The 14,203-nt window shown below is 57.5% G+C and carries 12 protein-coding genes and 1 tRNA gene; 5 read left to right on the top strand and 8 right to left on the bottom strand.

Annotated elements, in window-relative coordinates; translation table 11 throughout:
- Positions 1-5: 5 nt before the first annotated feature.
- Together AC2FLG_RS06075 and AC2FLG_RS06080 are read right to left on the bottom strand one after the other, a co-directional pair.
- Complete coding sequence (locus AC2FLG_RS06075; protein WP_142638954.1) at positions 6-1,238, bottom strand: HlyD family secretion protein; 1,233 nt, start codon at positions 1,236-1,238, stop codon at positions 6-8.
- Between the two features lie 3 nt (positions 1,239-1,241).
- Complete coding sequence (locus AC2FLG_RS06080; RefSeq protein ID WP_142638956.1) at positions 1,242-1,646, bottom strand: hypothetical protein; 405 nt, start codon at positions 1,644-1,646, stop codon at positions 1,242-1,244.
- Positions 1,647-1,791: 145 nt separating this feature from the next.
- Between AC2FLG_RS06080 and AC2FLG_RS06085 the strand changes: the two genes are divergently transcribed.
- From AC2FLG_RS06085 to AC2FLG_RS06095, 3 genes are all read left to right on the top strand, one after another.
- Positions 1,792-2,859, top strand: a complete 1,068-nt coding sequence (locus AC2FLG_RS06085) for an NAD(P)/FAD-dependent oxidoreductase (RefSeq protein ID WP_281973636.1) — start codon at positions 1,792-1,794, stop codon at positions 2,857-2,859.
- The gene (locus tag AC2FLG_RS06090) at positions 2,856-3,509 is read left to right on the top strand and encodes a DUF938 domain-containing protein (protein ID WP_496701149.1); all 654 of its coding nucleotides are present in this window, start codon (positions 2,856-2,858) and stop codon (positions 3,507-3,509) included. The genes AC2FLG_RS06085 and AC2FLG_RS06090 overlap by 4 nt, the downstream gene beginning before the upstream one ends.
- A 68-nt stretch (positions 3,510-3,577) precedes the next feature.
- Positions 3,578-3,913, top strand: coding sequence for a carboxymuconolactone decarboxylase family protein (locus AC2FLG_RS06095; RefSeq protein ID WP_142638962.1), 336 nt, complete (start codon positions 3,578-3,580; stop codon positions 3,911-3,913).
- A gap of 65 nt (positions 3,914-3,978) precedes the next feature.
- Here AC2FLG_RS06095 and AC2FLG_RS06100 read toward each other — a convergent pair whose 3' ends face one another.
- The 5 genes from AC2FLG_RS06100 to AC2FLG_RS06120 form a co-directional block, all read right to left on the bottom strand.
- Entirely contained in the window at positions 3,979-6,486 is a 2,508-nt protein-coding gene (locus AC2FLG_RS06100; protein ID WP_496705451.1) for a GcvT family protein, read from the bottom strand.
- A gap of 141 nt (positions 6,487-6,627) precedes the next feature.
- The gene (locus AC2FLG_RS06105) at positions 6,628-7,974 is read right to left on the bottom strand and encodes a hypothetical protein (protein ID WP_496703858.1); all 1,347 of its coding nucleotides are present in this window, start codon (positions 7,972-7,974) and stop codon (positions 6,628-6,630) included.
- 97 nt (positions 7,975-8,071) lie between these two features.
- Positions 8,072-9,484 carry an FAD-binding oxidoreductase gene (locus tag AC2FLG_RS06110; protein ID WP_496692262.1) on the bottom strand — a complete coding sequence of 471 codons (1,413 nt, stop codon included), beginning with the start codon at positions 9,482-9,484 and terminating at the stop codon, positions 8,072-8,074.
- 27 nt (positions 9,485-9,511) lie between these two features.
- Positions 9,512-11,305, bottom strand: a complete 1,794-nt coding sequence (ggt, locus tag AC2FLG_RS06115) for a gamma-glutamyltransferase (RefSeq protein WP_496705452.1) — start codon at positions 11,303-11,305, stop codon at positions 9,512-9,514.
- Between the two features lie 51 nt (positions 11,306-11,356).
- Complete coding sequence (locus AC2FLG_RS06120; protein ID WP_496679414.1) at positions 11,357-12,343, bottom strand: 2-hydroxyacid dehydrogenase; 987 nt, start codon at positions 12,341-12,343, stop codon at positions 11,357-11,359.
- A 191-nt stretch (positions 12,344-12,534) separates the two neighbouring features.
- Between AC2FLG_RS06120 and AC2FLG_RS06125 the strand changes: the two genes are divergently transcribed.
- Both AC2FLG_RS06125 and AC2FLG_RS06130 read left to right on the top strand, forming a co-directional pair.
- Positions 12,535-13,002, top strand: a complete 468-nt coding sequence (locus tag AC2FLG_RS06125) for an SH3 domain-containing protein (RefSeq protein WP_282022367.1) — start codon at positions 12,535-12,537, stop codon at positions 13,000-13,002.
- 437 nt (positions 13,003-13,439) lie between these two features.
- Positions 13,440-13,514: transfer RNA gene (locus AC2FLG_RS06130), tRNA-Gln, on the top strand.
- A gap of 186 nt (positions 13,515-13,700) precedes the next feature.
- Here the strand turns inward: AC2FLG_RS06130 and AC2FLG_RS06135 are convergent.
- A complete protein-coding gene (locus AC2FLG_RS06135; RefSeq protein ID WP_496692260.1) occupies positions 13,701-13,904 on the bottom strand; it encodes a hypothetical protein in 204 nt (67 codons plus the stop codon).
- Between the last annotated feature and the right edge of the window lie 299 nt (positions 13,905-14,203).

Raw genomic sequence — 14,203 nt, forward strand, 5'->3', positions numbered from 1 at the left:
GGCCGTTAATGCCCGGTCAGAACCAGCGTGTTCACCGGCATCAGGATCAAACGCAGGCGCAGACCCGCCGCATGAACCACGCCGATCGTGTCGACCACATGCAGGAAAGCAGAGTGCCAAAAGCCCAAATCTTCATGCTCCAGCCGCTCGTGGTTATCGGTGTAGACATTCGCCAGACAGTTGCTGCCGGGCGGGATATCATCCGCCATGCCCTTATAAAGCGGTTCAAAATAAACCAGGATCGAGCCCGGCACCTTGTTGGACTGCACGTCTCTCAGCTCGTCTGACGGGCGAATTTGTCCCGATGGGATCACATCCTGAACTTCGACCACCACAACCGGAATAACCGTGAACGGCTTGGTCATGCAGCCCAGCTCTCCGACCATGCCGGGCTTGATAACCTGCGCCGACATCTGATTGAACGCAGCCTGAAAGCGGTCATGCCCGGAATTTGACGGCACAAGAATACCTGCTGGACGTAGCAGAGGACTGACGTAATCGCCAACCTGCAAGCCGAACTGTTCGATCCTCCCCGTCACACCCGCGTTGATCACAGTCTTGTCCAGCTCGGTCAAAGCAGCATCCAGGTTCGCATTGGCGCTGGCCAGTTGGGCCGGGATCAGCTCTTCGATTTGCTGTACGACGGCAGCGCGTTGCGATTCAGCCGCAACCAGCTTGGCCTCTCGTTCAGCGACAAGGTTTTCCAGCCGGTCAATCTCGGCCAGGCGGACGGCGCTTGACCCTTCGTCCCGCAGGGTCGTATTGCGTTGCAAGTCCTCTAGCGCCTGATCCAGCGCCGCTTTTGCGCCCGCGATCCCGGCGGCGGCCTCGGCCAGATCGGTCTCCGCAACTTTCAGTGATGCCTGAACTTGCGCGATCTGCGCATGCGCTGCCTCAACCATTGCAGTCTGAGTAAAGTCCTCGATCCGGAAGATTGGCTGCCCAGCAACGACCTGTTGGTTGTTGGAGACATAGACCTCGGACACTCGCCCACCCAGTTGCGGCAGGATCGTCACCGTGCGGAAATACGAGGCCGCAGTTTTGCTGGCCGGGTGAAAATAGAACAGAGTGGTGATCACGGTCAGCGCCATAATGGCACAGGTTGTCAGACCCCAGCGCAGCTCGTACCACATGGTGAATAATGTGATCTCGTGCCCGATACGTTTTCCCTGCACAAAGCGGCGGAACAGATAATCAGGCAGCACTGTAACCAGCGCGCACATCAGTGTTTCAAGCATGTCCTATTGCTCCTGCTGCGCGACGGGTTCGGGGGATGGAACGGGATCGGGATCAGCAGGCGGTTGCGGCGCCAAAGATCGGATCGCATCGGCAATGGCACGCAAGGGCGCACCTATGTCGGGAAACTGGAATCCGGCGACCAGAATGGCTGCAATCCAGAACAATCCGTTATGAGTGAACAAAGCCAGCAGCGCAAGAATTCCCACAAGCTGAAACTGCGGGTGGTTGGATTCATGCGCGAGCTTTTCGGGGATCGAATGCAGGGTGAAATAGCCAACGCCGATCAGGATGATCACCACAACCGTGAAAATGAACATGACCGTCAAAAGAAAATCGCTGCCATCCGCCTGGGTCACGTAAGACGGAATGTGCCCCGTGGCCAATGGGTGTAAATCTGCTGTGCTCACCCTGCCCTCCTCTAAATGCTTTCCACTTCTTTGGATGGGTTGATGCGCAAATTCAACCCTGCTTAAAGTCTCAATTAGAATTCTACGGTCGTGCAGGGCGCATTCGACGTCAGAAAATCACGACTGCGGCCAGCAAAGGGGCGACATGATAGATTTCCTGATTATCGGCGGCGGTATTGCCGGGCTTAGCGCGGGCGCGCGGTTGTCAGAGCGCGGCCAGGTCACCGTGCTCGAAGGCGAAGAGGCGCTGGGCTATCACGCATCAGGCCGGTCCGCGGCTATGTTTGCACCCGCCTATGGTCCGCCTGCTGTTATTGCCCTCAACCTTGCCAGCGCAGCGCATTTTGAGACGAATGACTATCTGTCGCCACGCGGCTGGGTTCTGATCGGCGGGAAAGACCAACACGATGTGTTTCACCGGGATGCCGATCAACTTGGCGGCCGACAGATTTCCTTTGACGCGGCACAATCCCTTATCCCGATCCTGAACCCCGAAACCGTCGGGTTCGCGGCGCACAGCGACAGTGAACAAGATATAGATACCGACCGCATGATGCAGGATTTCGCCCGGACGATCCGTGGGAATGGTGGATCCGTTCTGACCCGGCAAAGCGTCACGGCAATTCGCAAACATAGGCACTGGATCGTCGAGGCCACCGAGAGCTTTGAGGCACGACACATCGTCAATGCAGCCGGCGCCTGGGTTGACGAAATCGCGGCGATGGCCGGTATCGCGCCGATTGGTATCCAGCCGCGCCGCCGCTCAATGGCCCGTATCCCGGCCCCCGGCGGGCATGACTTGCGCGCCTGGCCCATGATGTTGGGTGCGGGCGAAAGCTGGTATGCTAAACCCGACGCGGGCAAATTGCTGGTCTCACCTGCCGATGCCGATCCGACCGCCGCCCATGATGCGTTTGCCGATGACATGGTTCTGGCCGAGGGCTTGGCCCGGTACGAGGCAATGGTCACCGAGCCTGTGACGCGGGTCGAAACCAACTGGGCGGGCTTGCGCAGTTTCGCACCGGATGGCAGCCTGGTTTTGGGGCCCGATCCGACCGATCCTACGTTTATCTGGTCTGCCGGTCAGGGCGGTTACGGGTTTCAGACGGCCCCTGCTGCATCCCAACTGGTAGCGGATCTGACAGTCGGCAACCAATCAAGTCTGGACACGGCGACCATCGCCTCTCTGAGACCAGACAGGTTGCATAGATGAACAAGCGCCCGTTACCCTCCAACGCCAGCGTCGCGACTGTAGGAGAGAACGGTCAGTTGGTCGCTCCGGCAGCCAGCCGTAACGTCGGGGCTTTGTGCGATCTTCTGGACCGGTTCGCCCCTTTGACCGGACAAGCGCTGGAACTGGCAAGTGGCACCGGTCAGCACATCGCAGCCTTTGCCGAATGCCGCCCCAGCATGCATTGGCAACCCAGTGAGGTTGAATCCGAACGGCAGGCCAGCATCAATGCCTACACCGCGGGCCTGCCGAATGTGTCTAAAGCAGTCGCTCTGGATGCAACCATCGAGGGTTGGCATCAGCCGTTTGGCGGCAGGGATCTGATCGTTCTGATCAATCTCTTGCACCTGATCAGCTGGGCCGAAGTGGAAACGCTTGTCGGCGAGGCAGCTCAAGCACTGAACGCGAATGGCCGGTTGATCCTCTATGGTCCCTTCATGCGCAACAATCGCCTGACCAGCGCGGGGGATCAACGATTTCATGCAGCTCTGGTCCAGCAGGATGCTGAAATCGGATATAAAAACGACGGAGAAGTTTCTGAGCTTTTGGCCAATCACGACCTGAAAATCCTGGAAGTCGCGGAGATGCCTGCAAATAACCTGGCCTTCATCGTGGAAAAATCTGACACCTGATCCAGATCAAAGCCCGACCGAGGCCAACTAAACATATTCCAAACACACGATGTTAAATGGAATGTAGCATGCCCTGGCAGGAAAAGATCAACGACACGCGAAAAGGTCTTCGCAATTTGAACGGCGCAATCCCTGATACCGCCCGCGCCTTCGGTGCGCTTGGCGCGGCGGTCAAGCAAGGCGGAACGCTGGACTACAAGACCAAAGAATTCATCGCTCTTGGCATATCCATAGCGGACCGATGCGAACCCTGTATCATGCTGCACACCGAAGCTTTGATCAAAGCCGGCGCGTCGCGTGACGAGGTTTCGGACGTTCTGTCCATGGCGGTTCAGATGGGGGGCGGGCCGTCGATGATGTACGCCTCTAAGGCGCTGGACTGCTTCGACGAGCTGAGTGCATGAAAAAAGCCCGCGTGCCGCGGGCATTTGAAGGCGGCACCAAAAAGGTGCCGCCGTTCTTATCCAGATCAGCCGTCCTTGCGGATGGTTTCGTTTTTCGGATCATAGGGGCTGTCGCAGGTGACGACCGCATCCCACAATTTGTCCTGAAGCTTGACCTTCAGCTTGGTGCCTTCCACCGCCAGATCGGGCTTCACATAGCCCATGCCGATGGATTTCTCGAAGGCTACTGAATAGCCACCCGAAGTCAGACGACCGACGCGTTCACCTTCCGGCGTATACAACACTTCACGGCCCCACGGATCGGCATCCTCCGGTCCGTCGATCAGCAGGGTGCAGCATTTCACGCGCACGCCGGTCTCTTCCAGCTTGGTCTTGCCATAGAAGTCCTTGGACAGGTCAACAAAGCGTGGCAGGTCGGCTTCCAGCGGGGTCGCGTCGCGGCCCAGTTCGGTGCCGAAGGCACGATAGGATTTCTCCTGACGCAGCCAGTTCTGGGCGCGTGCGCCGACCAGCTTCATGCCATGCTTCTCACCCGCTTTTTCCAGCAGGTCGAACAGGTAGTTCTGCATTTCAATCGGGTGGTGCAGTTCCCAGCCAAGCTCACCGGTATAGGCCACGCGGATCGCGTTGACCGGGCACATGCCCAGTTCGATCTGACGGGCCGACAGCCATGGGAAGCGCTTGTTGGACAGTGCGGTTTCCGGATCGGCGTCTTTGATGACCTCTTTCAGAACGTCCCGCGATTTGGGTCCGGCAATGGCAAAAACGCCCCACTGAGTGGTCACATCCTGGATCTCGATGTAACCGAACTCCTCCATCTTGTCCTCGGCCGCCTTGCGCAGGTAATCGGCGTCGTACTCAGTCCAGGCACCGGCAGAGACGATGTAGTAGTTGTTCTCACCGTTACGGACGATGGTGTATTCGGTGCGGGTGGTACCGTGCGAGGTCAGCGCGTAGGTCAGGTTGATACGACCGACCTTGGGCAGCTTGTTGCAGGTGAACCAATCCAGGAACTGGGTCGCACCGGGGCCTTTGACGACATGCTTTGTGAAGGCCGATGCGTCGATCAGGCCAACGCCTTCGCGGATCGCCTTTGCTTCGTCAACGGCATGCTGCCACCAGCCACCGCGGCGGAACGAGCGGGCATCATGGTCGAAGTTTTCGGGTGCATCCAGCGGACCAAAGTAGTTCGGGCGCTCCCAGCCGTTAACCCAGCCAAACTGTGCGCCACGCGCTTTCTGACGGTCATAGGCCGGAACAGTCCGCAGCGGGCGGCAGGCAGCACGTTCTTCATCGGGGTGGTGCAGGATATAGACGTGCTCATAGCACTCTTCATTCTTGCGTGCCGCAAACTCGGTGGTCATCCAGTTCGACGAGTAACGTTTGGGGTCCAGCGAAGCCATGTCGATCTCGGCTTCGCCGTCGACCATCATCTGCGCCAGATAATAGCCGGTGCCGCCTGCGGCGGTGATACCGAACGAGAACCCCTCGGCCAGCCACATGTTGCGCAGACCCGGAGCCGGACCAACCAGCGGGTTGCCGTCGGGCGTGTAGCAGATCGGGCCGTTGAAATCGTCTTTCAAGCCGGATTCGGCACAGGACGGCACGCGCTCGGCCATTGCCATATACTGGTCTGCAATCCGGTCGAGATCGAGCGGGAACAGATCAGCACGGAAGCTGTCCGGCACGCCGTGTTCGAACTGCGCCGGCGCACCATGTTCATAGATCCCCAAAATCCAGCCGCCGCGTTCCTCGCGTGCGTAGGATTCGTTGTCGGCATCGCGGACAACAGGGTGTTCGGGGTTGCCCGCTTCACGCCATTTGACCAGCTCAGGGTCTTTGTCCATGACGATGAAGGTGTGTTCGACCGGGATCGCAGGCATCTTGATACCCAGCATTTTCGCGGTCCGCTGTGCGTGGTTGCCCGATGCGGTCACGACATGCTCGGCGGTGATAACCACCTGCTCATCCGACGGAATGAGGTTACCGCCCTTCTCGACCATTTTGGTGCAGGTGACTTCCCAATGAGTGCCATTCCAATGGAAGGCATCGGCCTGCAGCTTGCGAACGATCTCAACACCGCGTTGACGCGCACCCTTGGCCATCGCCTGTGTCACGTCTGCTGGGTTAATATAGCCGTCCTCGGTGTGATATATCGCGCCCTTCAGGTCCGAGGTCTCGATCAGCGGCCAGCGTTCCTTGATCTGGTCCGGAGTCAGCCATTCATAGGCAACGTCACAGGTTTCGGCGGTGGACGCGTACAGCATGTATTCGTCCATGCGCTCCTGGGTCTGCGCCATGCGCAGGTTGCCAACCACGGCGAAACCCGCGTTCAGGCCGGTCTCATCCTCAAGCTGCTTGTAGAAATCGACCGAGTATTTGTGGATATGCGTGGTCGCATAGGACATGTTGAACAGCGGCAGCAAACCCGCCGCATGCCAGGTCGAGCCTGATGTCAGTTCGTCCCGCTCGATCAGCATGACATCCTCCCAGCCTGCCTTGGCCAGATGATAGGCAATCGAAGTGCCGACGGCGCCGCCGCCAACGACCAGTGCTTTGACTTGGGTTTTCATAGCCGGGTGTCTCCCCTTGGAATCTGTTGCCACCATATGGCGCAATCAGCGCCCACCGCGCGACATTCATCCGACCAGTGATATAAAAAAAACGACCCTCAGACATCCGGGGGTCGTTTTTCCTAAAAGTTTTGAACTTTCTCAGCCGCCAGACAGCGAGCAGGTCTTGCGTGCATCTTTGAAGGCGCATTTGCCCGAAGAACCTGCTCCACCCTTGTTCACACGAATCTCGGATGCTTCGTTCACACGTTTCCCAGAAACATCGGCAGTTTCTGAACCTTTAAAAAACGACTTCAGGCCGCCGAACAAACCGCTCGAGCTTTTCGGTTCGACCTCTTTTTCTTCCGACCCACCCGTTAGCTTCCCGAAAAGTCGCCCAAAAACACTGCCACCAGAACCATCCGCATCTGCGTTTTCAATTTCCAGGCCAGCCAACCCTTTGCGATACCCGATCTGGATCAAATCATCCGGGGATTGGATATTGTTTGCCGTCAGATCGAAAGTATCAGATGGCAACCCGTGTTGTGCCGCCATTGTATTGGCAAGCAAGGCCAACCCGTTGATGTTTTCGATCCGCAACTGAGCAATCTCGCTGCGCAGCCGGGTGAACTCGGCCCGGACTTCGGCCATTTGCAAGGCGCGCTCAATGCCGCCATCTGGGTCGGTAACCGCCTCGTTTCCTACACCAGGCACCGGCCGGCTAAGCAACGCGTTCATCCCATCATAGTCAAGCTGGCTGAGGAATATGCGCACATCCTGCTCCGGGGCATCCGTGTACATCTCAACACGTATTTCCTCACCCAGACCCAGGGTGCCCGTATAGATCTGGAACCCAACCGGCTGAGTCAGATCCGTCACTTTGGCAGTGATCATCGACCAGACTTTACGGACATCGAGATGGATCGGGCTGTACTCAGCTTCGACGAACTGAAAATAGGCAACGCCCCCGATCACACCGAACGGAGCATAGTTGCTGGCGCCGAAATCCATCGAGTCGATCGATCTTGCGATATTGCCCGCAAGTGAATCCGCGGAAGCCTCCTGCCGCAGTTTGATCTCAATCCAGTAAGTGTGACCAGCCTTTTCATAAACCCAGCTTGCCTTATCCAGTTTTTTTGCCTGTATTTCAGCTTTTTGAACAGCCACCTTACTGGCAAGCGGGCGCGCTGCCTCGCTGACTGATTTCAAGCCCCCCCCTTCACGCGCATCGAGCGTGAAGTCACTGTCCATTATTGCCCGACGCGAAAGCTCTGAATCCGGGACCGGCATATAGGGCTTGCCCCCTGCGCGCCAACGCTTCTGGCGGTCGCGTTCTGCCGCTTCGGCATCCAGTTCTTCATGATAAAGGGCGAACCGCGTTTTGAGCGTTTCCACATAGCCGTTTGCCGACAGCGTACCTTCGTGTTTCTTATCCTGCTGGTAGTAATCCAGCCCGGCGACAACCAATCCAACAATCAGCGCAAACCCGATCAGCCGCAACGCGTCCATCAAATTACCTCAATATTCATTCACTGCTTATTTCGCGCAGAATCTTTGAAAATTGAGGCATCCTTGTGGCCTAGATACGGAATAATCCGCGCGGTTTTTACCCGTCCCGAGCCGGAAATATTTTTCCCGGGTTCATGATATTGTCGGGATCAAGCGCCTTTTTCACCGCCTCCATAAAGGTCAGCGCTGCCCCTAGCTCCTTGGCCAGGTATGACCGCTTTCCTTGCCCGATCCCATGTTCCCCGGTACAGGTTCCCTCCATCTCGATCGCAAGGTCATTCAACCACCCAACAAACCCGTCCGCCTTGGCCACTTCGTCGGCGTTTTCCATATCGATCAACAGCAAGGTGTGAAAATTACCGTCCCCTACATGCCCGACAATCGGCGCCAAAAGCCCAAGTTCCTTGGCCTTGTTCCGGGTCGCAGTCACGCATTCTGCCAGTCGCGAGATCGGTACGCAAACATCGGTTGATATGCCCCGCGCACCGGGGCGCAACTGCAAGCTGGCCCAATACATATCATGGCGTGCCTGCCAGAGTTTGTTGCGTTCTTCGGTTGTCGAAGTGGCCGCGAAATCTGTGCCGCCGAACTCTTCGGCGATCTGACCAAATGTCTCAGCCTGCTCGACCGCACCACCAGTTGATCCATGAAACTCCAACAGCAAAAGCGGGGTTTCCGGTAAGGCCAGTCCCGAATAGGCGTTTGCGGCCTTCACCGACACCTCGTCCAACAACTCGATCCGGGCCACAGGAACGCCGTACTGGATCGTCATCATTACAGCCTGACATGCCGCGTCGACAGAAGGAAACACACAACGCGCCGAGGTGATCGCTTCGGGGATGCCTTGCAGACGCAGAGTGAGTTCTGTGATGATGCCCAGCGTGCCCTCTGCGCCTACCATCAGGCGGGTCAAGTCATACCCGGCCGACGACTTTCTGGCCCGCTGCCCGGTTCGGATGATTTGCCCGTCCGGCATCACGGCCTCAAGGCTAAGGATATTGTCCTTCATCGTGCCATAGCGCACCGCATTGGTTCCCGAAGCACGGGTCGCCGCCATACCGCCCAGCGAGGCGTTCGCACCGGGATCAATCGGAAAGAACAGACCCTGATCACGCAGATGAGTATTCAGCTCCTCTCGCGTTACACCTGGTTGCACGACACAATCCAAATCATCGGAATGAACGGCCAGTACCTTGTTCATCTGAGACAGATCGACCGAAATGCCACCGGCTGGCGCGTTCACATGCCCTTCCAGCGAGGTTCCGGTGCCAAAGGCAATCACAGGGACCTTATGCGTGGCGCAGGCCTTGACGATTTCCGAGACTTCCTGGGTCGAATGCGGAAACACCACCGCATCAGGGGGCTGGTTTTCGATCCATGTGGTCGTATGCCCGTGCTGCTCGCGGATCGCCTGACTCGTTTGCAAACGGTCGCCGAATTGCTGTTTCAGAATGCCGACGACCGTTTCAATCCCCGCCTCGTTTCGCCGAAGCGACTTTGCCTGCACCATGCTTTCCCTTTCTGACTGGCCGCTAGACTATTCGCCCAGCGCAATGCCCTCACGTCGCGGATCGGCACCGCCTGTCAGCATGTCCCCGATCTCGATGGCATGAAGACCTGATGTCAGATCACGCGCGTTGACCTCATAGCCAAGTTCGGTCAGCGCATCCGAAAGCCCTTCGGCCCCGGTGCCCTGTTCCACGTCGAACGTGCCGAAACGATTGACCAGATGCGGCAGTGCCAAGGCCTGTTGCACATCCATATCCCAATCTGCCCAGGCGATGATCGACTTGGCGACATAGCCGATAATCCGGCTTCCGCCCGGCGACCCGATGGCCAGAACCGGTGCACCGTCCTGCATCACAATGGTCGGACTCATAGATGAGCGCGGACGCTTGCCCGGTTCCAGACGGTTGGCAATCGGAACGCCATCACTGTGGGTTTTGAACGAGAAATCTGTCAGCTCATTGTTCAGCAAGAACCCGTTGGTCATCAGCCGCGATCCAAAGCCGTTTTCGATCGTCGTGGTCATGGACAGCACATTGCCATACTGGTCCACGATCGAAATATGCGAGGTCGACGGAAGTTCCAGCGAGATATCATCCGCCCAGTTCGAGGCATGGTCAAATTCGGGATTCCCCGGACCGGCGTCGATCAATGCGGCCTCACCGCTCAGCAACGCGCCCCGTTCGGACAAATAGGCAGGATCGACCAGCCCCTGTGTCGGCATCGGGACAAAATCATGGTCAGCCATATAGCGCCCACGGTCGGCAAAAGCCAAACGCGAAGCATCCCCGATCAGCCGCCAGGATCTGATATCTTCGGGGCCTGACGCTGCCAGATCATAGCCGTTCAACATGCCCAGGATCTGCCCGACCGTCAGCGCCCCTGAGGATGGCGGGCCCATTCCGCAGACTTCATAAACGCGGTAGGTGGCGCAGACGGGGTCACGTTCGATGACCTGATAAAGCGCCAGATCTGTACCAGACAGCACGCCCGGATTCCCAGGCGCGTTGCGAACCGCGCTGACGATCCCGGCGGCAATCTCTCCTCCGTAGAATCCAGCCGATCCTTCCGCAGCCATGATGCGCAGCGTTTCCGCATAGGCCGGGTTCGTCAACCGCTGCCCTTGTGCAAGCGGCTGTCCATCCGGCAGGAAATACGCGGCTGTCTCGGGAAATCGCGACAGGCGTTCCGCGTCACTCTCAACAAGGCTGGCCAATCGAGGGGAAACCAAAAAACCCTCATCAGCCAAATTAATGCCGTCAGAAAACAGGCCGGGCCACGGGCTGCGGCCCCAGCGGCGATGCGCCTCTTCCAACAAAGCCGGGGTGCCGGGTGTGCCGACGGAAAGTCCCCCGACAACCGCATCAAAGAATTTCAGCGGTTCGCCATTCTCGTCCTGAAACAGACGATGGGTGGCCTCAAGCGGGGCGGCTTCACGTCCGTCCAGTGTTGTCAACTTGCCAGAGGCCGCATCATACCAGACCAGAAATGCACCACCACCAAGGCCTGAGGATTGCGGCTCGACCAAACCAAGTACAACCTGCACGGCAACCATCGCATCAGCCGCCGAACCGCCTGCCCGTAGCACCTTGGCCCCAGCCTCAACCGCCAGAGGGTTGGCCGCGGCCACCATCCAGTTCTGCGACGTCACGGGTTCACCGGCCAATTTCGCTTCGAGTGAGGCTATGACTTCTGCGGTCAGGCCTTGAACCTGCCCGTCAGTACCACCCTCAGGTGCAACCGCATCCGCAGCTTCCTGAGAGGCCAACGGCCCGGCAAAGGTCATGGTTGCCAAAAGCAATCCCGAAATCAGACTTCGTTTCATAGTATCCTCCTGAAAAATTGACTTTGTATCGTCCGGCCACCAAGCCGCGTACTATAACATGGACGGAACAACCTGGTCCGGTGGTCGGTGGCCGTCTTCGAATGTCTTGATATTTATGATAACTTTTTCGCCCATTTCGATCCGCCCCTCAAGCGTGGCAGATCCCATATGCGGCAACAGAACCACGTTCGGCAACTGCCGTAAGCGAGGGTTCACCTTCGTTCCGTGTTCATAAACGTCAAGACCTGCACCTGCTATATCGCCTGACCGGATTTGGCGGGTTAGCGCGTTTTCATCGACCACTTCGCCACGTGACGTATTGACGAGCACTGCACTGGGCTTCATCAGCTTTAGCCGCCGGGCATTCATCAGGTGGAAAGTCGAAGGCGTAGACGGGCAGTTTACCGAGATCACATCCATCCGCGCGACCATCTGATCAAGGCTTTCCCAATAGGTCGCCTCAAGCTCTTGCTCTGTCTCCGGCCTCAACCTACGACGGTTGTGGTAATGTATCTGCATTCCGAAGGCACTGGCACGACGGGCAACCGCCTGACCAATCCGGCCCATCCCCAAAATGCCAAGACGCCGCCCACCGATCCGCCCACCCAGCAACGCGTTGGGTGACCATCCTTGCCAGTCCCCCTTTTGCATGACGGACAGCCCCTCGGGGATGCGGCGGGTCACGGCCAATATCAGCGCCATGGTCATATCCGCAGTATCGTCGGTCAGCACACCGGGCGTATTCGACACAAGGATGCCGCGCTGACGGGCGGTTGCGACATCGATATTGTCAACCCCGGCCCCATAGTTGGCGATCAGTCGCAGCCTTTCACCCGCCTGCCCCAGCAACCCGCCATCAATCGAGTCTGTAACCGTTGGTACAAGTACATCCGCTTCTTGTACGGCCGCTACAAGCTCTTCTCGGGTCATGGGTGCGTCGTCCGCACGCAACCGGACATCGAAAAGCTCGCTCAATCGGGTTTCAACAGCCTCGGGCAACCGTCGCGTAACGACAACACTCAGACGTTCTCTAGGCACCTGTGTACTCCCACTGCTTTGCAAACTTTCGCGCGTCATGGCATCGTGGCGCAGGATAAGGCGGGGCACAAGAACCCCTGGGCATTGATCCAACCTTTTTTCGAAGCAAAATTAACAGGCATAAGAGCAGACTGTCAGTGAGTGTTCTCCTACCAGTAAATCGCCGGATTCTGGCGCTTTTTTCAGTAATTATGCTTGTGCTTGGTCCCTTAGTGGCCAGCGCACAGGATAAGCGCGGCCAGGTCACGAATCTGCCTTTGCCACGGTATGTTTCCATGAAAGCGGCCGAGGGAAACGTGCGCAGAGGACCATCCCTGTCGCATCGAATCGACTGGGTGTTCAAACGGCGTGGGATGCCTTTGCAGGTGACAGCGGAATATGGCAACTGGAGAAAGGTTCAGGACCGCGATGGCGCAGGGGGGTGGGTCCATTACGCCTTGTTGTCTGGCGTGCGCACAGTACTGATCGAATCCGACTTGCTGCCGGTCTATTCCAACCCGGACCCAAACTCGCAGGTCAGTGCGCGGTTTGAAACCGGCGTTGTCGCGCGGCTTGGAACCTGCACGATCGAGTGGTGTCGCATCTCTGCAGGTGGCTATCGTGGCTGGGCCCTGAAATCCAACCTTTGGGGCGTCGATCCCTCAGAGATTCGCGAGTAGCGCTGATCTCAGAGCAACCGGCAATGAAGTTCCCGATCCGCCACTCTCGAACTTGCTTATTCTTGTTATCTGCTTCGGCATTGGGCCGCCCTACGTAAGCAGGAGGCGCAACAAAGGAGTGCAGCGCCAGAAAGACCACATTCGCGACTGCCACTCGCCCTCGTTAAACCAATCGAAAACCTGCTTCCTGTCCGCCTGCCAGACGAATCCTCGCCCGGCCCAGCCGTTCAACATCTGTCCGCAGAGTCATGCTTCATTGGCGGAAGGGCCAATTCACAGCCGTTGCCGTCAAACCATGTTCAACACCTTCTGGCAGGAAGAGGTGCTGCTAACATGACCCGTGAAAGATGCTCTGAATTTTTTTTATAACTGGCCTAATTTTTTACCTGAAAGCTCTTGAACCCTACCAACAACAATCGTAGATAGCGCCTCACCGTTGGGGTGTAGCCAAGTGGTAAGGCAGCAGTTTTTGGTACTGTGTATCGTAGGTTCGAATCCTACCACCCCAGCCAGTTCATCAGATCATAGAACGACAACAGGCTCTTGGGGCTAAACCCTCCGAGAAATGCCCCGTTTATGCCCCAGCCACCCGAACCACCCGTTAACAATCATAGCGGGTTCTGCGGGGGTGCCCCTCCCACGTTGCGGGAGGAGCGGGTTAGCTGTTCCGAAGTCGAGATTTCTGCATAGCCACAGGTCTATAGCATATCCCAATCGACCCCGTTCGCCTGCCGGTCACGCTCATCCTCAAGGTTATCACGGCGGTCACCGATGGTCAGATGACGCGGGTTCACACAGCGACGGTTATGGCAACGATGCCGGATCGTCGTCAGGACAGCCTTGGGCGGTGGGTGCAAAAGAAAACCCCCGGCGAGAACGCCGAGGGCAGACAGGTACTTCATGGATCAAACTCCTGCAGTTGCTTCTTTATTTAGATGCAAGGGGTTGCTCGGTTTAGATGAAAGCGGACGTTGGGTGAAGACTGGTGAATGACCGGGTTGCGGGACTTAGCGGCCAATAGGGTTCACCGACGCTGTGCCCCTAGCCAGGCTCAGGCTCTCGACCCAGAGCTGTGTATATCTCTCTGCAAGTGAAGTACTTGTACGCCAAAAATAGGAAAGTGGACGTTCCGATTTGAACTATTGGAAAAGCAAGTAGTGTCCGCGACCGCTTATGCATGTTTCGCGAGATTGGCTTGACG

This window comes from Ruegeria sp. CDSA193 (assembly GCF_059611885.1).

Coding starts and splice junctions, on each gene's coding strand:
- AC2FLG_RS06075 (WP_142638954.1), bottom strand. CDS start 1,238: ATGCTTGAAACACTGATGTGCGCGCTGGTTACAGTGCTGCCTGATTAT.
- AC2FLG_RS06085 (WP_281973636.1), top strand. CDS start 1,792: ATGATAGATTTCCTGATTATCGGCGGCGGTATTGCCGGGCTTAGCGCG.
- AC2FLG_RS06090 (WP_496701149.1), top strand. CDS start 2,856: ATGAACAAGCGCCCGTTACCCTCCAACGCCAGCGTCGCGACTGTAGGA.
- AC2FLG_RS06095 (WP_142638962.1), top strand. CDS start 3,578: ATGCCCTGGCAGGAAAAGATCAACGACACGCGAAAAGGTCTTCGCAAT.
- AC2FLG_RS06100 (WP_496705451.1), bottom strand. CDS start 6,486: ATGAAAACCCAAGTCAAAGCACTGGTCGTTGGCGGCGGCGCCGTCGGC.
- AC2FLG_RS06105 (WP_496703858.1), bottom strand. CDS start 7,974: ATGGACGCGTTGCGGCTGATCGGGTTTGCGCTGATTGTTGGATTGGTT.
- AC2FLG_RS06110 (WP_496692262.1), bottom strand. CDS start 9,484: ATGGTGCAGGCAAAGTCGCTTCGGCGAAACGAGGCGGGGATTGAAACG.
- ggt (WP_496705452.1), bottom strand. CDS start 11,305: ATGAAACGAAGTCTGATTTCGGGATTGCTTTTGGCAACCATGACCTTT.
- AC2FLG_RS06125 (WP_282022367.1), top strand. CDS start 12,535: ATGCTTGTGCTTGGTCCCTTAGTGGCCAGCGCACAGGATAAGCGCGGC.
- AC2FLG_RS06135 (WP_496692260.1), bottom strand. CDS start 13,904: ATGAAGTACCTGTCTGCCCTCGGCGTTCTCGCCGGGGGTTTTCTTTTG.